The following is a 19,831-nucleotide window of genomic DNA, read 5'->3' on the forward strand; positions in this document are numbered from 1 at the left end:
CAGATCCAGTGGCAGCCACGACCGACCACGACGAGGAGCAGGCAGCCGAGACGCCCGCAGCGGCACCGGCACCGCGACCGCGGGGCCGCGGCCCGATCGCCACGGCGGTCAGCGTCTTCGGTGAACTCCTCATCACCGCGGGCCTGGTGCTCGGCCTCTTCGTCGTCTACTCCCTGTGGTGGACCAACGTCGTCGCGGACCGCGAGGCGCACAAGCAGGGGGACCGGGTCCGCGACCGCTGGGCGGGCGGTCCGGGGAGCCTGAACACCAAGGACGGCGTCGGCTTCCTGCACGTCCCCGCGATGAGCGGCGGCGAGATCCTGGTCAAGAAGGGCACCAGCAACAAGATCCTCAACGACGGCGTGGCGGGCTACTACGAGGACCCGATCAAGTCGGCGCTTCCGGAGGACAAGGAAGGCAACTTCACTCTGGCGGCGCACCGCGACGGGCACGGCGCGAAGTTCCACAAGATCGACAAGATCAAGAAGGGCGACGCGATCGTCTACGAGTCCCGGGACAAGTGGTACGTCTACAAGGTCTACGCGACCCTCCCGGAGACCTCGAAGTACAACGTGAAGGTCCTGAACCCGGTCCCCAAGGAATCGGGCGCGAAGAAGCCGGGCCGCTACATCACCCTGACGACGTGCACGCCGGTCTACACGTCCAACTACCGCTACATCGTCTGGGGCGAGCTGGAACGGATCGAGAAGGTCGACAACAAGCGGACGCCGCCGGCGGAGCTCGCGGACTAGCTGCCGGGCTGACACTATGAGCTGGGCCCGAAGCCGCAACTTCCTATTGCGGCTTCGGGCCCCTTCCGCTGACGCCGTGAACTTACAACAGCGCCTTGAGCCGAACGCCGGCGCTCCATGCCTCCAGCTGGTCACGGTTCACTGTGACGATGCAGCTCAGGTCGGCGAGCGCTTTCGCGTCCTGGGAGAATTCGCCCACGGCGACGAACAAGGCCACATCGACAGGGTGGATGGTTCGTGCGGCACCAACGAACTTCTGCATGTCGGCACTGGGAACGGACCAGCGGCCGCTGCGGTGTTTGCACTGAACGGCAATGGTGCGTCCGTCGGCAGTGCGTGCGGTGATGTCGATGCCTCGGTCGGTACGAGCCTTGCGTACGACAACCTCCGTGCAGCCGTCACGGCGGAGCAGGTCGGCGACGTGCCGCTCGAAGGCCTGCCAGGTCATGGCCTTGATAGATGCCCTGACTTCGTTGTCCGGCGCCTCCCCTTCCAGACCGCTGATCCGGCTGTGGTGCCAGCACAACTGGCGCTCGACGTTCTCGATGTCCTCGCGGAGCGAGATGAGTTCGCGGCGGTGTTCGCCAGAGGTCTCGATGAGGGCGTTGAACATGGGGACGACGGTCTTGCCGAGGATGTGGGTGATGCGTTGGTCGATGCGGCCGTCGAGGTCGTCCACAGGTGCGGGCGAGGGGGCCTTGCCAGGTTGGGTGCGGGCCAGGTACTCCATGTCGAGGAGGTAGGTGCGTACCTGGCGGGCGACATCGCTGTCACGCAGGAGCATGGCCACGTTGAGGACTGCCCGGCGAGAGTAGAGCGTGAGACTCGAACGAGGCTGTGGATAACTTCCTGAGTAGCGTGACAAGACGTCACGCTTAAATTCCGCGAGCTCAGGGCCTTGGAGCGTCACCATTCCGTTGCCCGACAACTCGTCGAGATGTCGTGCCTTGAGCTGCCGGATCGCCTCGCGGGTGACGCCAAAGTACGTCGCCACCATCGCCGTGGTCACATGCATGCCGTCCGGCAGCAGTGACAGTGCCTTGACTCGGTCGAGGACTTCCGTTCGTTCCAGCACAGTGTTCCGCAGGGTCTTCGACTCCAGCAGTGCCGTCTCGTTGATCACGTCGGCGCCTTCCGCTCTCATGGATGCTGCCTCGGCGGGGCGGAGTTCTGAGTCGCCACCCCACTCGATCAACGAGTCATGACATATGAAGATACCGGCGACCTTCGCACGCTCATGTGGGTTCTGCCTGAGCGTGGGAGGGCCCGGGACGCCGCCTCGGGCCCTCCCCGTTCATGCCTCACCTACCGCCGAACCTGAGGCGGATGCCTGCGCTCCATGCCTCCAGCTGGTCACGGTTCACGGCGGTGACGCCGCTCAGATCGGCGAGTGCTTTCGCGTCCAGCGAGAATTCGCCCACGGCTACGAAGAGCGCTAGGTCCACGGGGCTAACGGCCCGCGAGGTCCGGCCAATTTCTGCATGCTGGCGCTTGGAGCAGTCCCGTGGTCGCCGAGGTGCTTGCACTGCACGGCGACGTGCTGCTCAAAGGCTGGCCATGTCATGGCGTTGATCGACGCACTCATTTTGTTCGGTTGGCGCGTCCCCTTCCCAGCCGCTGATTCGGCTGTGGTGCCAGCACAGCTGGCGTTCGACGTTCTCGATGTCCTCGCGGAGCGAGATGGGTTCGCGGCGGTGTTCGCTGGACGTCTCGACGAAGGCGTTGCACTGGCGACGGCGGTCTTTCCGGAGAAGCATGGCGATGTTGAGCATGGCCCGATGCGTATAGGGCGAGGGCCTGTGACCGTGACTGGATCCCACTGACCTCCTCAAAGGAGGTCAGTTCTGTACCTGTTCAGGAACGTGAAGCCGGATCAAACTCCTGGATCAGGTCGAGCCCGAGACCACTTCCCTGGACTCAACCCCACTTGAAGGGCTGGGGCGTGTGCTCGTTGATGCTTGCCGGCCCGAGAGGGGGGCAGTATAAATCACTGTCCACTCGTAAAGCTGATGCCCCATATGCGTGCAATTTCGTTGCCGGCCTCAAGTGCAGACGTCGAATTCACGCCAGAGTTTCAGAGCGGCTTGCGGAGGGTCCCCATTGGGAAAAATCTTCCACTAAGATAAGTGGCATGTTCATGGAATGATTCGAGTCGTCTTTTTCTGAAGGGGATTTATGCGCAAGGGGAGTCGCGTCGCCTTCACTGTGGCGGCGGCCACGATGGTTGTCACGGCAAATTTCACCAGCACTGCTTATGCTGCAGCCCCATCGTGCGGTTCTAATATGTGCTTTTATCACAAAACTAAATACAGGGGCCAGGTGACGACTTCAGGAGTAGGTCGAGGGACGTGCTACTACGATACGGGATATATAGAGTCGGCGACCATTAAATTCAATTCAAAGGTTCGATTCTATAGTGCAAAGAATTGTCGTGGAGCAAAAAAGGTCGTAGGTAAGGGGTCATTCTCCAATGCGACGTCAAAAATCGGCTGGATACCTCGCTCCTTTAAAAGGGCGTAGATCTCTTCCGGAGGGCGCCTAGTTGGCCAGGCAGCAAGTGAGCCAACTTGTCCGGCAACAAGCGACCGTTCTTGTAGCAAAGTGCGATCGCAGGTGTCAGCTTGACCGTCGCGTACACGCACGAAAGAGCCCCGGATGTCTCTGAGAGACATCCGGGGCTCTTCTCTGTCTACCTGCTGTACGGGAGGGCCGGTCAGTCCTCGTTGCGGGAGAAGCCCGAGCCGCCTCCGAAGAGGCCGCCTCCGCCGTCTTCCCCGCCGTTGCCGCCGTTGTTGCCCTGGTCGCCGCCCGCCGTCGTCAGGTTGATCGCCGTACCCGGCGGGACCTGCTCGTTGGCGCCGGGCTGCGAGAGGACCACGAGGGCGTCGTCGTCCTGCGGGCCCGTGATGGTGCCGACCGCCAGATCGGCGTCCTCGATGGCCTTGCGGGCGTCCTTGAGCTTCTGGCCGGTGAGGGCCGGGACGGTGGCCTGCTCGGCCTTCTTGGCCACCTGGACGGTGACGGTCGAGTTGGGGTCGACCTGCGTGTTGGCCGCCGGGGAGGTCTGGATGACCTTGCCCTCCTCGACGCTGTCGCTGGCGACGTCCTGACGCGTGGCGGTGAGGCCGCTGTCCTCGATCTGCTTCTTCGCGGCTTCCCAGGTCTGGCCGGTTACGTCGGGGACCTGGATTTGCTGCTTCTCCTGGGCGACGGTCAGGGTGATGGTGTCGCCCTTCGCTGCCTCGGTATCGCCCTTCGGGTCCTGCTCGATGACCGTGCCGGGGGTCTGCTCGGACTCCTCGTTCTCCCTCTGGACGTCCGTGAAGCCCTTGTCGTTGAGCAGCTTCTCGGCCTTTGCGTAGCTCAGGCCCTGCACATCCGGAACGAGAATCTTGGGGGCGCCCGTGGACACGACCACGTTGATGGTCGAGTTCTTCTCGACCTCGGTGTCGGCCTTGGGGTCCTGGCTGCAGATCTTGCCCTTGCTCTGGGCGGCGCACTCCTTGCGCTCCGAGACCGCGATCTTCAGATCGACGTTCCCGGCCTGCTCCTTCGCTTCGTTGAGCTCCTCGCCCACGAAGTTGGGAGCCTTGATCGAATCGCTGCCCCCACCGCCCCCGGTGAACGCCCACTTGCCGATCAGGATCGCGCCCACCAGGACCAGCAGGCCCGCGAGGACCAGCAGGATCGTGGACGTGTTGCTCTTCTTCTGGCGGCGGCGCGAGTGGTCGTCGTAGCCGTCGTCCGGGCCGACCGGCGGCATCATCGACGTCTGGCCGCCGCCGGCCTGCGGGCGGAGCATCGCCGTCTGCTGGTCGTCGGGGTGGCCGCCGCCGTAGCCGACCACGCCCATGGCGGCGGTGGCCGCGACGGGCTGGCCGTCGAGGCAGGCCTCGATGTCGGCGCGCATCTCGTCGGCCGACTGGTAGCGGTAGTCCGGGTCCTTGGTGAGGGCCTTCAGGACGATCGCGTCCATCTCCGGCGTGATCTCGCCGTCGAAGACGCTGGGGGCCTGCGGCTCCTCGCGGACGTGCTGGTAGGCCACGGCCACCGGGGAGTCGCCCACGAAGGGCGGGCGGACCGTCAGGAGCTCGTAGAGGAGGCAGCCGGTCGAGTAGAGGTCGCTTCGCGCGTCTACCTGCTCGCCCTTCGCCTGCTCCGGCGAGAGGTACTGCGCGGTGCCGATGACGGCGGCCGTCTGCGTCATCGTCATCCCGGAGTCGCCCATGGCGCGGGCGATGCCGAAGTCCATGACCTTGACCTGGCCGTTGCGCGTCAGCATGACGTTCGCGGGCTTGATGTCACGGTGCACGATGCCGTTGCGGTGCGAGTACTCCAGCGCCTGGAGGATGCCGATCGTCATCTCCATGGCGCGCTCGGGCAGCAGCTTGCGCCCGGAGTGCAGCAGCTCACGCAGGGTGGAGCCGTCGACGTACTCCATCACGATGTACGGGATCGAGACCCCGTCCACGTAGTCCTCGCCGGTGTCGTAGACCGCGACGATCGCAGGATGGTTGAGCGAGGCGGCCGACTGGGCCTCGCGGCGGAACCGGGCCTGGAATGACGGGTCGCGCGCGAGGTCGACGCGCAGCGTCTTCACCGCCACGGTGCGTCCGAGGCGGGTGTCGTGCGCGAGGTATACCTCCGCCATCCCGCCTCGGCCGAGCACCTGGCCCAGCTCATACCGCCCGCCGAGGCGACGCGGCTCTTCCATAGCTAATCCAGCCCTCTCCGTCAGTCCCGACCGCACCCTTGTGTGGTCCGGCGGTGTGCTGTCCGGGCATACCGTACCCGGCTCGCCTTACGTGACCCGGCCGCGACCGTCACCCGATACAGGACCGGTATCGCAACGTGCACTGATGTGAAGAGGCCGTGACGGGGGTCACTTCTTGCTGTCGAGAACCGCCTGCATCACGTCCTTGGCGATGGGGGCGGCCAGGCCACCACCGGAGATGTCGTCGCGGCTCGCGTCGCTGTCCTCGACGACCACGGCGACGGCCACCGGCGAACCGGAGTCGGTCTTGGCGTAGCTGATGAACCACGCGTAGGGGTTCTCGCTGTTCGCGACGCCGTGCTGGGCCGTACCCGTCTTGCCGCCGACGGTGACGCCGGGGATCTTGGCGTTGCTGCCGGTGCCTTCGTTGACGACCGTCTGCATCATGTCCTGGAGCTTCTGCGCGTTCTCCTCGGACAGCGGACGGCTCATCTCCTTGGGCGAGTGCTTCTCGATCACGTCGAGGTTCGGCGCCTGCAGCTCGCTGACCATGTACGGCTCCATCAGCTTGCCGTCGTTGGCGATGGCCGAGGCGACCATGGCCATCTGCAGCGGCGTCGCGGCCGTCTCGAACTGGCCGATGGAGGAGAGCGCGGTCTGCGGCTTGTCCATCTCCTTGGGGAAGACGGAGGCGTTCGAGCGGACCGGGGTGAACTGCTCGGAGTTGAAGCCGAACTTCTCGGCCGTCTCCCGCATGTCGTCCTTGCCGAGGTCCGAGCCGATCTTGCCGAAGACGGTGTTGCAGGACACCCGCAGCGCCTCACGCAGGGAGGCGTTCTTGCAGGGGATGTTGCCCTCGTTCTTCAGCTCGGTCTGCGTATTGGGCATCGTCCAGGGCAGCGGGGACTTGGTCGGGGCGTCGATGTCGTCGTACAGACCGTGCTCCAGGGCGGCGGCCGCGGTGACCGCCTTGAAGGTGGAGCCGGGCGGGTACGTCTCGCGCAGCGCGCGGTTGAGCATCGGCTGGTCTTTGTCCTTGTCCAGCTTCTGGAAGAGCTCGGCCTCCTTGTTCGTGTTGCCCGCGAAGTCCGAGGGGTCGTACGAAGGAGCGGAGGCCAGGGCCAGGATCGCGCCCGTGGACGGGTCGATCGCGGCGACGGCACCCTTGCCGCGGCCCTTCAGACCGTCGTACGCGGCCTTCTGCGCGGCGGCGTTGAGGGTCGTGACGGCGTTGCCGCCCTCCTTCTTCTTGCCCGTGATCATGTCCAGGCTGCGGGTGAAGAAGAGCCGGTCGTCGTTGCCGGTGAGGATGCCGTCCTCGAGGGACTCGATCTGCGTGGCACCGATGCGCTGCGAGGCGAAGCCGGTGACGGGGGACCACATGGGCCCGTTCTTGTACGTCCTCTTGTACTTGAAGTCGTCGCCGTTGGTCTCCTTGGACCCGGTGATCGCCTTGCCGTCGACGATGATGTCGCCGCGCGGCTGGGCGTACCGCTCGATGGGGACGCGGCGGTTCAGCTCGTGCTCGGCCAGGGAGTTGGCCTGCACGTACTGGAGCCAGTTGTCCCGGGCGAGCAGGGCGAGGATGAGAAGCCCGCAGAAGATCGCGATCCGGCGCAGGGGCTTGTTCACGGTCGGACCACCTGCGTCATCTCGGCGTCGGGGTTGGGGGCGGGCGCCGGCGCGGGGCGTCGTGCGGTGTCGCTGATGCGGATCAGGATGCCGACGAGGGCCCAGTTGGCGATCACGGAGGAACCGCCGTTCGCGAGGAACGGCATGGTCATACCGGTCAGCGGGATCAGGCCCATGACGCCGCCGGAGACCACGAACACCTGGATGGCGAAGGCGCCGGACAGGCCGATCGCCAGGAGCTTGCCGAACGGGTCACGGGCGGCGAGGGCGGTGCGCACACCGCGCTCCACGATCAGACCGTAGATCAGCAGGATCGCCATGACGCCGGCGAGACCCAGCTCCTCGCCGAAGGTGGCGAGGATGAAGTCGGAGTTGGCGGCGAAGCCGATCAGGTCGGAGTGACCCTGGCCGAGGCCGGTGCCGAGCACACCGCCGGAGCCGAACGCCATCATCGACTGGGCGATCTGGTCGCTCTGTGCGAGGACGGTGTCGGAGAACGGGTTCAGCCAGCCGTCGACGCGCTGCTTCACGTGCGGCTCGAAGGTGGCCACACCCACGGCACCCACGGAGGACATCAGGAGACCGAAGACGATCCAGCTGGTGCGCTCGGTGGCGACGTACAGCATCACGACGAACATGCCGAAGAACAGCAGCGACGTACCGAGGTCGGTCTCGAAGATCAGGATGAGGATCGACATCGCCCAGACCACGACGATCGGACCGAGGTCACGGCCGCGCGGCAGGTAGAGGCCCATGAAGCGGCGGCTGGCCAGCGCGAGCGCGTCGCGCTTCACCATCAGATAGCCGGCGAAGAAGATCGCGATGACGATCTTCGCGAACTCACCGGGCTGGATGGAGAACCCGCCGACGGAGATCCAGATCTTGGCGCCGAAGACGTTCATGCCGAGGCCCGGCACGAGCGGCAGCAGCAGCAGGACCAGCGAGACCACCATGGAGATGTACGTGTAGCGCTGCAGGACGCGGTGGTCCTTCAGCACGAGCAGTACGGCGACAAGCAGCGCGATGCCGATGGCCGAATACATCAGCTGCTTGGGCGCGGAGGGGTTGAACGTGCCGGTCGCGGCCTTCGCCAGCTGCTGCAGCTTCTCCGACTGGTCAAGGCGCCAGATGACGACGAGACCGAGGCCGTTGAGCAGCGTCGCGAGCGGCAGCAGCAGCGGGTCCGCGTACGGGGCGAACCTGCGCACCACGATGTGGCCGACCGCCGCGAGCAGGCCGAGACCGCAGCCGTACCCGAGCATGCCGGAGGGCAGTTCGCCGTCGATCGCCAGGCCTACGTTGATGTAGGCGAACAGCGGAATGACGACGGCGAACGCGAGGAGCGCGAGCTCGGTGTTGCGCCTGCTCGGCGCACCGATCGCGCCGATGGTCGACGTGTGTGTAGTGCTACTGCTCATGGTGTGCAAAGGCCCCCAACGGCTGCTTACTGCTTACCGCACAGCGGGACCAGCTTCTGCTCATCCTCGGAGAGGCTGGGGCCGGGTGTGGGAGTCGGTGCGGTCTTGGACTTGTTCTTGTCGGTCGAGTCGTTCTTGTCGTTCTTGTCGGTCGAACCAGTCGATCCGGTCGATCCGGTCGATCCGGTCGATCCGGTCGTGCCGTTCTTGTCCGCCGGGTCGGTCGGGTCGGCGGTGGGAGCGGTGGTCGCCTTGGCGGCCAGGCCGGTCGCGCCGCCCGCCTCGCCCTCGCCCGGCTTGGCGTTCTCCCGCTCGGCCTCGCGGCGCTTGGCGTCCTTCTCGCACGCGGAGGCCTGCAGGCCCAGCTCCTCGATCTTGCTCTGGGCGTCGTCGAGGTTGCCCTCGGCGATGGTCGCCTCGACCTGCTTGCGCTGGTACGGCGGCAGGTACTTGAGTTCGATCTCGGGGTGGTCCTTCTCGACCTTCGACAGGCTGACCCAGGCCAGGTCCTGGTCGATGCCGCGGTAGAGCGCGACGTGCTCGTCCTTGGTGCCTACGTAGTACTGCGTCTGCGTCCATCGATAGCCTCCGTAGAGGCCGCCTCCGATGACCGCGAGCGCGAGTGCCGTGTAGAGGGATCTCTTGAGCCACTTGCGGCCGCCGCCGGGCTTCACGAAGTCCTCGTCGCTGAAAGCGCCGAAGTTCCCTTCGGGAACGTAACCCGTCGTGTCACCGCTCCCGGGCGGCCCGAAGCCGCCTCCGGAGGGCTGCGGCGGCACCGGACGGCCGAGGCCGGACGCGCGGCCCGCAGGCGTCTGCATGGCGTCGCCGTCCTGGGCCTGCAGCTGGTTCTCGGCGACGGCGCCGACGACCACGGGGGTGTCGGAGAGCTGTCCCGCGAGGGTGTCGCCGCTGTCGATGTCCAGGACGTCGGCGACGATCACCGTGATGTTGTCGGGGCCGCCGCCGCGCAGCGCGAGCTGGATCAGCTCCTGCACGGTCTCCTGGGGGCCCTGGTAGGAGGCGAGAGTGTCCTCCATGGTCTGGTGCGAGACGACTCCGGAGAGACCGTCCGAACAGATCAAGTACCGGTCGCCGGCGCGGACTTCCCGGATGGAGAGGTCCGGTTCGACGTGCTCACCACTGCCAAGCGCGCGCATCAGCAAGGAGCGCTGCGGGTGGGTGGTGGCCTCCTCTTCGGTGATCCGGCCCTCGTCGACAAGACGCTGCACCCAGGTGTGGTCCTGCGTGATCTGCGTGAGGACGCCGTCCCGGAGGAGGTACGCCCGTGAGTCACCGACGTGCACGAGGCCGAGGCGCTGCCCCGTCCACAGCAGGGCGGTCAGGGTCGTCCCCATGCCCTCGAGCTGGGGGTCCTCCTCGACCATCAGGCGCAACTGGTCGTTGGCGCGCTGCACGGCCGTGCCGAGCGACGTCAGGATGTCCGATCCCGGTACGTCGTCGTCGAGGGTGACGAGCGTCGAGATCACCTCGGAGCTCGCGACCTCGCCCGCGGCCTGACCCCCCATGCCGTCGGCGATCGCGAGGAGACGCGGACCGGCGTAACCGGAGTCCTCGTTCCCCTCCCGGATCATGCCTTTGTGCGATCCGGCGGCGAAGCGCAAAGACAGACTCATGCGCACCTCGCCCGTCGGCTCCGGGTACATCCGCACGGTGCCCACCCTCCGGTCGGGAGCGCGCTGGCGTCCAGTGTGTGGACCGCGTCGGCTCGCTCGCTCCGCTCGCTCATTGTCGTACTACTTCCGCAGCTCGATGACGGTCTTGCCGATGCGGATCGGCGCGCCCAGCGGAACGGGCGTCGGGGTGGTGAGTCGGGTCCGGTCGAGATACGTGCCGTTGGTGGACCCGAGATCCTCGACGATCCACTGGCCGTCACGGTCCGGGTAGATCCTGGCATGCCTGCTGGAGGCGTAGTCGTCGTCCAGGACGATCGTCGAATCGTGCGCCCGGCCCAGCGTGATCGTCTGGCCCTGCAGGGCGACCGTCGTGCCCGCCAGGATGCCTTCGGAGACGACCAGCTTGCTGGGGGCGCCACGGCGCTGCCTGCCACCGCCCTGCTGCTGGCGCTGGGCGGGCGGCGTGGCCTGCTGTTGCTGGCGTGCGGCCTGCTGGGACCGCCCGCTCTCACGGCGCGAGCCACGCTGGGTGACGCGCGTACCGAACAGGTCGCTGCGGATGACCTGGACGGCCACGATCACGAACAGCCACAGAACGGCTAGGAAACCCAGCCGCATGACCGTCAGGGTCAGCTCTGACATTGCCCCCGCTTCACCCTTCGGCTTGCCGGTAAACGATGGTGGTTTGGCCCACGACGATCCGCGAGCCGTCGCGGAGCGTAGCGCGGGTGGTGTGCTGCCCGTCTACCACGATGCCGTTGGTAGACCCGAGATCCTGGATCGTCGAGGGCGTTCCGGTCCGGATCTCACAGTGCCGGCGCGATACGCCGGGGTCGTCGATCCGCACATCGGCGTCGGTGCTGCGACCCAGCACCAGCGTCGGGCGGGAGATCTGATGGCGATTGCCGTTGATCTCGATCCAGCGCCGCACCTGCGCACCCGGAAGCGGTCCGGCACCGGGCCCCTGCGGGCGGTTCGGTACCGGCGCGGGCCCGCCGGGACGGCCGCCGGGGGGCGGCGCCGCGGGCATGGGGGGTGCGCTGGAGGGCTGCTGCGGGTAGCCGTAGCCACCGCCTGCCGGGGGTCTGCGGTCCGCGGGCGCGGCGGGCGCGGCGGGAGCACGCTCGGGGGTCTGCGACGTGCTGGACGCGAGTGTGCGGCTGCGCACTCGGTACAGACCCGTGTCGAGGTCTTCCGCCTTCTCCAGGTGGACCTTGATGGGGCCCATGAAGCTGTAGCGCTGCTGCTTGGCGTACTCGCGCACCATGCCGGAGAGCTCGTCGCCGAGCTGCCCGGAGTAGGGGCTCAGGCGCTCGAAGTCGGGCGCGCTGAGCTCCACGATGAAGTCATTGGGGACGACCGTCCGCTCGCGGTTCCAGATCGTCGCGTTGTTGTCGCACTCGCGCTGCAGGGCGCCGGCGATCTCGACGGGCTGGACCTCGGACTTGAACACCTTGGCGAAGGTGCCGTTGACCAGACCTTCGAGTCGCTGCTCGAACTTCTTCATGACTCCCATGGGGCACCTCCTCCGTCGTAGTCATCCTGGTACTGCTTACTGATCGTATCCACGCGCCGGGAAATCGGCTGGTTCCCCCTGTCCGCCCTGACGACGAGTGTCGCCTCTCACAAGACATGCCCGCACCAGGGTCCAGCGATCCTTCCGGACCCCTTGTCGAGATCCTTCCGGACCCCTCTGCCAGGGATCGTAGAGGGGGCCTCAAACCAGTGTCCCGCACCCGGCCGCGGACCATGTCCGGGTCCGGCGGAAGTCGGACCGCCGGGCGGCGGTCCTCCGGACCACCAGGGCAGGTGCCCCCGAATACGGATGTGAATCCACCCTCCGCAGCGTGCTAATCTTCTGGATGTCGGCAGGCGCTCGCACCACACAGTGAGAGACCCAAAGACAACACCCATGCGCGGGTGGCGGAATAGGCAGACGCGCTGGATTCAGGTTCCAGTGCCCGAAAGGGCGTGGGGGTTCAACTCCCCCCTCGCGCACCATGTGGAGCGGGTCTCCATCAGGACGAAAGTTCTGGTGGGGGCCCGCTTCTCGTATGTGGGGCGGCAGGCGGTCGAGCTGTCTCACGAGGAGCAGGGCCCTGGCAGTGAGCTATCTCACGGCTGGGGCCCTGTCGCTGTGATGACTGTCGTTCGGAGGGGGCGGGGGGATCGGGTCGTCGATCATCCGCCCAGTGCGATCGTGGCCGCAATGGCCGGGCCGAAGGCGCCGCCGAGCTGGTAGCAGAGGTTGAACAGGCCGATCGCGGTGGCGCGTTGTGCGGCCGGTGCGGCCGCGGTCGCGTAGACGGCGAGCGTCGCCTGGCCTGCGCTGGTGGCGACGCCGGCCAGCGTCGAGACCAGCAGGAGCAGCGGCGCCCACGGGGTGAGCAGGGCGGTCAGCGGGGCGAGGGCGCCGACGGTGAGCAGGATCGTCAGGACTCGGGGGCGGGTCATGCGGGCCGCGGCCGCGGCCAGCGCCATGGAGAGCGCCGAGCCGGCGAGGAGAGCGACCAGCTGGCCGGTGCCGATCGTTCCGGACGACCAGTCGGTGCGGTCCCGCAGCAGCTGCGGGACCGTGAAGAGCAGGGTGAAGTATGAGGTGGCGAGGGCGCAGGCGAGCGCGGCCGAGAGGACGAACGCGCGGGTGCGCAGCAGCGCCGCCGGGACGAAGCCGGTGGGGTGGGACCGGCTGTGCAGGGCCAGCAGAGTGGCCGTCACCAGCGCGGCGAGCACCGCCGGGAGCGGGTAGCGCGGGATGAGCACCAGGGCTGTCGCGGTCAGGACGAGGAGAGTGGCGCCTCGGGTGTCGAAGGGGGTGCTTTGGCGGGGTGTGGTTGGGGTGCTGGGGTGTGGTGCGGTTGGGGTGTTCTGGGTGTTCTGGGTGGCTGGGGTGTTCGGGGTGTTCCGGGTGGCTGAGGTGGCTGAGGTGGCCTGGGTGGTCGGGGTGGTCGGGGTGGTCGGGTGTGGTGCGGTCACGTCGGCTCTGCGCATGACCGCGGGCACGGCGAGCAGGGCGACCGCGCCGACCGCCAGGGACACCCGCCAGGAGGCGACGCCCGCGATCGCCGAGCCGAGCAGCGGGCCGAGCGCCCCCAGCGTTCCGAAGCCGGCGGTGATCACGCCCATCCGGCGGACCGAGCCCGCCAGGCTCATCGCCGCGGTGATCAGACCCGCGCCGCCCACGGCCTGCGCCGCGCGCCCCGCCATGGCCAGGGGCAGCCAGGGCGCGGCGGCGAGCACCGCGGTGCCGGCCACGATCAGGCCGGCGCTCAGCCTGAGCGTGCTGCCCAGGCCGCGGTGGCGCAGCAACTGAGCCATCAGCGGGGTGCCGACGGCCATGGCCCAGGCGAAGACCGTGACGAGCCAGGTCGCGGTGGCCGTACTGACGCCGAGTGAGCCGGCCATCCCGGGAAGGATCAGGACGGGGCTGTTGGCGCTGGCGGCGACCGGGGTGGCCAGCAGCGCCAGCCAGGCGGCGGGGACTTGGCGCCGGGGGGTGGGGGTGGGGGTGGGGGCCGTGGAGGGAGCGGGGGGTGGTGCGGTCGGCTGCGCCGGGCGGGAGCGGGGGCGGGAGCGGGTCTGGGCGTGCGGAGACATGCTGGCGGCTCCGGGGGTGAGGCGGGCGGCGGTGGGCGCTTGAGCCGGGGCGGGCTTGGGGCCGGGGAGGCTCTGGAGCGGGGCGGGCTCGGGGCCGTATGGGCGCTGAAGCCGGGGTGGGCTCGGAGCCAGAGGGCTGGAGGTGGGCGGGCCCGGAGCTGGGGGGCTCTGGAGACGGGCGGGCTGGGAGCCGGGGCTCTGGCGGTGGGCGGGTCGGCCGCGTGGGCAAGGCCGAGTGGGGCAGTCGGGTGGGTCAGCCGGGTGGGTCAGTCGGGTGGATCAGATGGTGGTGACGACCTGCTCGTAGGCGAGCCGCGGGGAGCGCGGGAACCAGGCGTCGGGGCCCGGGCGGCCTATGTTCACGACCATCAGCGGGGTGTGGTCGTCGTCGAGGAACTCCTTCTGTACGCCGGGGAAGTCGAAGCCGGTCATCGGGCCTGCGGCCAGCCCCGCCGCGCGTACGCCGAGGATGAAGTAGGCGGCCTGAAGTGCCGCGTTGAGCTGTGCGGACTCTTCCCGGACCGTCCGGTCGGCGAAGAAGAGGTCCTTGGCCTGGGGGAAGTGCGGGAGCAGCGAGGGGAGTTCCTCGTGGAACTCGTTGTCCGCGGCGAGGATCGCGACCAGCGGGGCCGTCGAGGTCTTGGGCCGGTTGCCCTCGGCCATGAGGTCCACGAGCCGCTCGCGGGCATCGGCGGAGCGGACCAGGACCACCCGCAGCGGGGACTGGTTGTACGCGGTGGGCGCGTACTTGACCAGGTCGTAGACCGCCTGGAGCTGCTCATCGGTCACGGGCTCGGTGGTGAACGTGTTGGCGGTGCGGGCCTCGCGGAAGAGGAGGTCCTGGGCGGCGGGGTGCAGGGTCAGCGCGGACATCGGGTGCTCCTGTCGTTCAGTTCCGGCAATCTCGATAGTGAGATAAGACCATCCGACTCTCCCAGAGTCAAGTATCTCGAATCTAAGAGAATCAATGTTGGTAGAGTCTCTGCCGAGAGAACCTGTGTACGGAGGGTGCGCATCGAGGGTGCGCATCGAGAACGCGTACTGAGAGCGCGTACTGAGAGCGCGTACTGAGAGCGCGTACCGAGAATGCGTATCGAGAGTGCGTATCGAGAGGAGTGCCGGCGATGAGCGATGCCGTGGACGCGATCATCGGCCAGTGGGTCAAGGAACGCCCCGACGTGGCGGACGACCTCTGGCCGGTGCAGCTCTTCGGGCGCATCCAGCGCCTGGCCGTGATGGTCGAGAAGAGCGTCAAGGCAACGGCCGCCGGGCACGGCCTGGACACAGGTGAGTTCGACGTCCTCACCACGCTGCAGCGCTCAGGTCCCCCCTACGCCCTCACCGCCGGAACCTTCCTCAAGGCGTCGATGGTGTCCTCGGGCACCATCACCAACCGCATCGACAAGATGGAGGCCAAGGGGCTGGTGGAGCGGGTGCGCGACGGGGCGGACCGGCGCACCGTCAAGATCCACCTCACCGAGCACGGGCACGAGGTCACCCGCGCCGTCTTCGCCGACCATCTGGCGAACTACGCGCGACTGCTCGCGGACGTGGACCGCGAGCTGATCGAGAAGTCCGCCGAGGGGCTCCGGCCGGTGCTGGAGGCTCTGGGGGACACGTCCATCAAGTGAGGGGCGCGGTCGCGTTCGCGGTCGCGGTCGTGTTCGTGTTCGCGGTCGCGTTCGCGGGAGTGGCTCTGGTGATCCTTCGTAGTTATCCACAGGCTCTGACGCCGATCGGCGGGCGGCGGTAACGTCTTGGCCAGGCGATGTCCGTGGGGGCGGCGCCTGGGACATGGGGCATGGGCTTGCGGGGGCGATGACGATGGCGTTGGGCTTGGACTTGGGCGTTGGCTCGGGCTTGGACTCGGGCTCGGGCTTGGACTCGGGCTTGGCGGAGAGCGGCGCGGTGCGGCTGCCGTACGTCGAGGGCTTCGCCCGGTGGCCTTCGCGGGACTCGCCCAAGCAGGCGGGCAAGGCGCTGCGGGAGCGGGTGAGCCGGGCCTCGCACCGGGAGTTCGCCGTGGACGACGGGCGGCCCGACCCGGTCGCCGCCGTGGAGGAGTCCAACCGCAGCCGGCTGCCCGAGCTGACGCCCATCCGGATCGGCAGGATGGCCGCGACGCCTTTCGCCTTTCTGCGCGGCTCCGCGGGACTCATGGCCTACGACCTCGCACGCACCCCGTCGACCGGGGCCGGCGCCCAGATATGCGGGGACGCGCACGCGGCCAACTTCGGTCTGTACGGGGACGCGCGCGGCGGACTCGTCATCGACCTGAACGACTTCGACGAGACGGGCCACGGCCCCTGGGAGTGGGACGTCAAGCGGCTCGCTGCCTCCCTCGTGCTCGCGGGGCGCGAGGCGGGTGCGAGCGAGGACGCCTGCGAGGAGGCGGCCTTCGGCGCGGTGGGGGCCTACCGCCGCACGATGCGGCTGCTGGCGAAGCTGCCGTCCCTCGACGCGTGGAACGCCATCGCGGACGAGGAACTCGTCTCCCACACGGACGCGCGGGACCTGCTCGGCACCCTGGAGCGGGTCTCCGAGAAGGCCCGGCAGAACACGAGCGCCAGGTTCGCCGCGAAGTCGACGGAGCGGGTCGAGGACGGAAGCGGCGTCGCGGGGCGGCGCTTCGTCGACGCTCCTCCGGTGCTGCGCCGGATACCCGACGCGGAGGCCGCCGAGGTGGCGTCCGCGCTCGGCGGCTATCTGGGCACGCTGGCGGAGGACCGGCTGCCGCTGCTCGCGCGGTACGCGATCCAGGACGTGGCGTTCCGCGTCGTGGGCACGGGCAGCGTGGGCCTGCGGTCGTATGTGGTGCTGCTGCTCGACCACCGGGGCGAGCCGCTGGTGCTCCAGGTCAAGGAGGCGCGCCCGTCCGCGCTGCTCCCGCATCTGGCCACCGCGGGCTTCGAGGCGCCCGCGGTGGAGCACGAGGGGCGCAGGGTGGTGCTCGGACAGAAGCGGATGCAGGTGGTCAGCGACTTCCTGCTCGGCTGGACGACGGTGGCCGGGCGGCCTTTCCAGGTACGGCAGTTCAGGAACCGCAAGGGCAGCGTGGACCCGGCGGCGCTGGCCGCCGACCAGCTGGACGACTACGGCCGGATGACCGGGGCGCTGCTCGCCCGCGCCCACGCGCACAGCGCCGACCCGAGGCTGATCGCCGGGTACGCCGGCAAGAACGACGAGCTGGACGAGGCGATGGCCGGCTTCGCGGCGGCGTACGCGGACCGGACGGAGGCGGACCACGCGGAGCTGGTGCGTGCGGTGAAGGAGGGGCGGGTGGCGGCGGAGGCTGGGGTTTGAGGGGTGGGGTGTGATCTTGGGGGTGGGGCGGGGAGGGGGAGGGAGGGGGGAGGCCCCCCGGAGTGGCCGGATGACGGTGGCCGTCGCCGCCTGGCCAGGTCCCGCCGACCCGTGGCCTAGGCTGGTCGGGTGACGACCCCGGAAACCGAGCCGACGCAGCCCGAGACGCCCGCCCCCGCGACACCCGAGGGGGCGTCGGAGCAGGCCGGCGGGCGGCCCGAGGACCGGCTCGAGAAGGCGGTCCGGGTGGCCGAGCAGGCGCTGATCGAGTACGAGATCGCCGTCGAGACGTTCCGGGTCGAGGTGGAGAACTTCTCCCGCCTCCACCACCAGAAGCTCGGTCCGATGTACGCCCGGCTCGACGAGCTGGACGCGGAGATCGCCGAGGCGCAGGCGGCCCGCAGCGGTGACCCCGAGGACCGGCGCAGGGCCGAGGAGGCGCGGGCGCGGGTCATGCCGATGCCGGGCGTCGAGGAACTGTTCCACGGCTGGATGGACGGTGAGGGGCTCTACCCGGAGGCCGCCGCGATGCTGACCGATCAGTCGGTGCGGCCCCCGCAGCGGGTGCGGCCCAGCGACGAGGCCCGCAAGCTCTACCGCGAGCTGGCCCGCAAGGCCCACCCCGACCTGGCCCAGGACGACCAGGAGCGCAGTCGGCGCGACGAGTTCATCACGCGGGTGAACGCCGCGTACGCCCGTGGTGACGAGGCTCTGCTGCGGGAGCTCTCCGAGGAGTGGGCCGCCGGGCCCGTCCCCGAGGAGCGGGCGCCGAGCCCCAGTGAGGTGCTCTACGCGCGGCTCGAGTGGCTGGCCCAGCGCAAGGAGCTGCTCGCCGTGGTGGCCCGGGAGCTGGAGGAGGGCGCGATCGGCTCGATGCTGCGGATGGCGCCGGACGACCCGGACCGGCTGCTCGACGAGATCGCCGAGCAGCTGCTCGCGCAGGTCGCCGAGCGCGAGGCAGAGCTGGCACGGCTCACCGCGTAGGCGGTCGAGCGCCCGGGCTTAGAGTCTGCGGTGCTTTGAGCGTGCCGGGCTTTGGGTGTGCGGAGCTTTGAGTGCGCCGGGCTTAGAGCGTCCCGAGCTTTGAGCGTGCCGCGCTGAGAGCTTGCGGGGCTTTGAGTGCGTCGGCTTTGAGCCTGCGGAGCTTTGGGCGTGCCGGGCTTCGGGTAGCGTCGGGGGCATGGTTTTCGGTTCTCAGGTGCCCACCGTCGTCGTCGACGATCTCGCGAGCGGTGACTTTCTGCTGGATGTCCGCGAGGACGAGGAGTGGCAGGCGGGTCACGCCGCCGGTGCGCTGCACATCCCGATGAGCGAGTTCGTCTCCCGCTACGGCGAGTTGACCGAGGCCGCGCCGCAGGACGGCAAGGTCAACGTCATCTGCCGGTCCGGCGGACGCTCGGCGCGGGTCGCCATGTACCTCGTGGAGCAGGGCATCGACGCGGTGAACGTCGACGGCGGCATGCAGGTCTGGGAGGCCCTGGGCCGGCCCGTCGTGGACGGGAAGGGTCAGCCGGGCACCGTGATCTAGCCCTCCGGGGGTAGCCGGGAGGGGCGGGTCTCAGCCCAGGGGGTGTGCGGCCAGCAGGTCGCCCAGCGCTTCCTCGTGCGCCGCGGCCGGGCCGAGCGACAGCTCCAGCTGCTTGGCCCAGGCGTGGTAGCGGTGCAGGGGGTAGTCGGTGTCGGAGCCGAAGCCGCCGTGCAGATGCTGTGCCGTCTGCACCACCCTCCGTACGCCGTCGGAGGCCCAGATCTTCGCCACGGCCACGTCCCCCGCGGCGGGCAGGGCGCCGCTCGCGCCGGTGCTGATGCGCCAGGCGGCCTGCCAGAGGGTGACCTCCATCGCGCGCAGGTCGATGTACCGGTCGGCCGCCTGCACCGCCACCGCCTGGAAGGTGGCCACGGGGAACCCGAACTGCTCGCGCTTGCTGGTGTATTCGCCGGTCATCCGCAGTACGCCTTCGCCGAGGCCGAGCGCCAGGGCGCAGGTCCCGGTGGCGAGCAGATCGCGCAGCCCGTCCCAGGCGCCCGCCGCCTCGATCACATCGGCGGCGCCGATCCGTAGGGAGTCCAGGCGGAGCTCGCCGAGCCGCTCCCCGCTGGTGGAGAACTGCTCGCCGAGGGTGAGGCCCTCGTGCGTGCGCGGGACCAGGGCGAGGACGGAGCTGCCGTCGGGCGTGTGGGCGGGCACCACCAGCAGGTCCGCGTTCTGCGCCCAGGGCACGGCCGTCTGGGTGCCGTCGAGCAGCCAGGCCGCGCCGTCCCGCCGTGCGGTGACGGCGAGTTCGGCCGGGTCGTGGCCCGTGCGGCCGTTCGCCGCGACGGTCAGGACGAGCTCACCGCGGGCGGCAGGGGTGAGCACGCGCTGCCTCAACTCCTCGCTGCCATAAGCCTGTACGGCGTACGCGGCCGCGCTGCTCTCCAGGAGCGGGACGCGGGCCAGCACCTTCGCCGACTCGCGAAGGACCAGGCAGAGCGCGATGGCGTCGAGGCCCGCACCGCCGTACTCCGGGTCGAGGAGCAGGCTCAGCAGGTCGGCGTCGGCGAGCTTGGCCCATAGCGCGCGGTCGAAGTCCTCGGCGACGGCTCCCGGTGTGAGGGCCGGGCTGGGCACTCCGTCCGGCGTGACGGAGGCGAAGATCGCCTTGGCCGCCTCGACGGCCGCCTGCTGTTCCTCGGTGAAGGTGAAGTCCACTGCTCGTCCCTCCGCGCACCGGCCCGTTCGACCCGCCGTCGATTCTGGCGGCGACCTGCCTCGGTCGTTTCTGACGGGTCGTCAAG

At 68.8% G+C, this 19,831-nt stretch carries 16 protein-coding genes and 1 tRNA gene; 6 read left to right on the forward strand and 11 right to left on the reverse strand.

The annotated features are described in order from the left end of the window. The first annotated feature begins 8 nt into the window (after positions 1–8). Complete coding sequence (locus ACIBKX_RS22450; RefSeq protein WP_363270293.1) at positions 9–752, forward strand: class E sortase; 744 nt, start codon at positions 9–11, stop codon at positions 750–752. 82 nt (positions 753–834) lie between these two features. Here ACIBKX_RS22450 and ACIBKX_RS22455 read toward each other — a convergent pair whose 3' ends face one another. The 8 genes from ACIBKX_RS22455 to ACIBKX_RS22490 all read right to left on the reverse strand — a co-directional run bounded on the left by ACIBKX_RS22455 (position 835) and on the right by ACIBKX_RS22490 (position 11,669). Next, positions 835–1,875, reverse strand: a complete 1,041-nt coding sequence (locus tag ACIBKX_RS22455; protein ID WP_363270292.1) for a restriction endonuclease — start codon at positions 1,873–1,875, stop codon at positions 835–837. 421 nt (positions 1,876–2,296) lie between these two features. Continuing rightward, complete coding sequence (locus ACIBKX_RS22460; RefSeq protein ID WP_363270291.1) at positions 2,297–2,524, reverse strand: hypothetical protein; 228 nt, start codon at positions 2,522–2,524, stop codon at positions 2,297–2,299. Positions 2,525–3,465: 941 nt separating this feature from the next. Next, entirely contained in the window at positions 3,466–5,466 is a 2,001-nt protein-coding gene (gene pknB / locus ACIBKX_RS22465) for a Stk1 family PASTA domain-containing Ser/Thr kinase (protein WP_363270290.1), read from the reverse strand. A 168-nt stretch (positions 5,467–5,634) separates the two neighbouring features. Continuing rightward, on the reverse strand, positions 5,635–7,098 hold the full coding sequence (locus ACIBKX_RS22470) for a penicillin-binding protein 2 (protein ID WP_363270289.1): 1,464 nt from the start codon (positions 7,096–7,098) through the stop codon (positions 5,635–5,637). Continuing rightward, positions 7,095–8,516, reverse strand: a complete 1,422-nt coding sequence (locus ACIBKX_RS22475; RefSeq protein ID WP_363270288.1) for an FtsW/RodA/SpoVE family cell cycle protein — start codon at positions 8,514–8,516, stop codon at positions 7,095–7,097. Before ACIBKX_RS22475 ends, ACIBKX_RS22470 begins: the two co-directional genes overlap by 4 nt. Positions 8,517–8,542: 26 nt before the next feature. Further along, positions 8,543–10,153, reverse strand: coding sequence for a Stp1/IreP family PP2C-type Ser/Thr phosphatase (locus ACIBKX_RS22480; RefSeq protein WP_363270287.1), 1,611 nt, complete (start codon positions 10,151–10,153; stop codon positions 8,543–8,545). Positions 10,154–10,273: 120 nt separating this feature from the next. Beyond that, a complete protein-coding gene (locus tag ACIBKX_RS22485) occupies positions 10,274–10,795 on the reverse strand; it encodes an FHA domain-containing protein (RefSeq protein WP_363270286.1) in 522 nt (173 codons plus the stop codon). A gap of 10 nt (positions 10,796–10,805) precedes the next feature. Next, positions 10,806–11,669 (reverse strand): DUF3662 and FHA domain-containing protein, encoded by an 864-nt coding sequence (locus tag ACIBKX_RS22490; protein ID WP_363270285.1) that lies wholly within the window; start codon positions 11,667–11,669, stop codon positions 10,806–10,808. 398 nt (positions 11,670–12,067) lie between these two features. On the opposite strand from ACIBKX_RS22490, the gene ACIBKX_RS22495 reads away from it, so the two are divergent. Continuing rightward, positions 12,068–12,154 (forward strand) — tRNA-Leu (locus ACIBKX_RS22495). A 180-nt stretch (positions 12,155–12,334) separates the two neighbouring features. Here the strand turns inward: ACIBKX_RS22495 and ACIBKX_RS22500 are convergent. Further along, on the reverse strand, positions 12,335–13,750 hold the full coding sequence (locus ACIBKX_RS22500) for an MFS transporter (protein WP_363270284.1): 1,416 nt from the start codon (positions 13,748–13,750) through the stop codon (positions 12,335–12,337). Positions 13,751–14,029: 279 nt separating this feature from the next. After that, on the reverse strand, positions 14,030–14,623 hold the full coding sequence (locus ACIBKX_RS22505) for a malonic semialdehyde reductase (RefSeq protein ID WP_363270283.1): 594 nt from the start codon (positions 14,621–14,623) through the stop codon (positions 14,030–14,032). Between the two features lie 251 nt (positions 14,624–14,874). Here ACIBKX_RS22505 and ACIBKX_RS22510 point away from each other — a divergent pair, with 251 nt between their 5' ends. The 4 genes from ACIBKX_RS22510 (at position 14,875) to ACIBKX_RS22525 (ending at position 18,581) form a co-directional block, all read left to right on the forward strand. After that, a complete protein-coding gene (locus tag ACIBKX_RS22510) occupies positions 14,875–15,381 on the forward strand; it encodes a MarR family transcriptional regulator (RefSeq protein WP_363270282.1) in 507 nt (168 codons plus the stop codon). A 193-nt stretch (positions 15,382–15,574) separates the two neighbouring features. Next, entirely contained in the window at positions 15,575–17,053 is a 1,479-nt protein-coding gene (locus ACIBKX_RS22515) for a DUF2252 domain-containing protein (protein ID WP_363270281.1), read from the forward strand. 129 nt (positions 17,054–17,182) lie between these two features. Further along, on the forward strand, positions 17,183–18,037 hold the full coding sequence (locus ACIBKX_RS22520) for a J domain-containing protein (protein ID WP_363270280.1): 855 nt from the start codon (positions 17,183–17,185) through the stop codon (positions 18,035–18,037). A gap of 214 nt (positions 18,038–18,251) precedes the next feature. Further along, positions 18,252–18,581, forward strand: coding sequence for a rhodanese-like domain-containing protein (locus ACIBKX_RS22525; protein ID WP_363270507.1), 330 nt, complete (start codon positions 18,252–18,254; stop codon positions 18,579–18,581). A 30-nt stretch (positions 18,582–18,611) separates the two neighbouring features. Here the strand turns inward: ACIBKX_RS22525 and ACIBKX_RS22530 are convergent, their stop codons facing one another. Then, a complete protein-coding gene (locus ACIBKX_RS22530; RefSeq protein WP_363270279.1) occupies positions 18,612–19,745 on the reverse strand; it encodes an acyl-CoA dehydrogenase family protein in 1,134 nt (377 codons plus the stop codon). Between the last annotated feature and the right edge of the window lie 86 nt (positions 19,746–19,831).

This window comes from Streptomyces sp. NPDC050658 (assembly GCF_044457025.1).
Classification (GTDB): domain Bacteria; phylum Actinomycetota; class Actinomycetes; order Streptomycetales; family Streptomycetaceae; genus Streptomyces.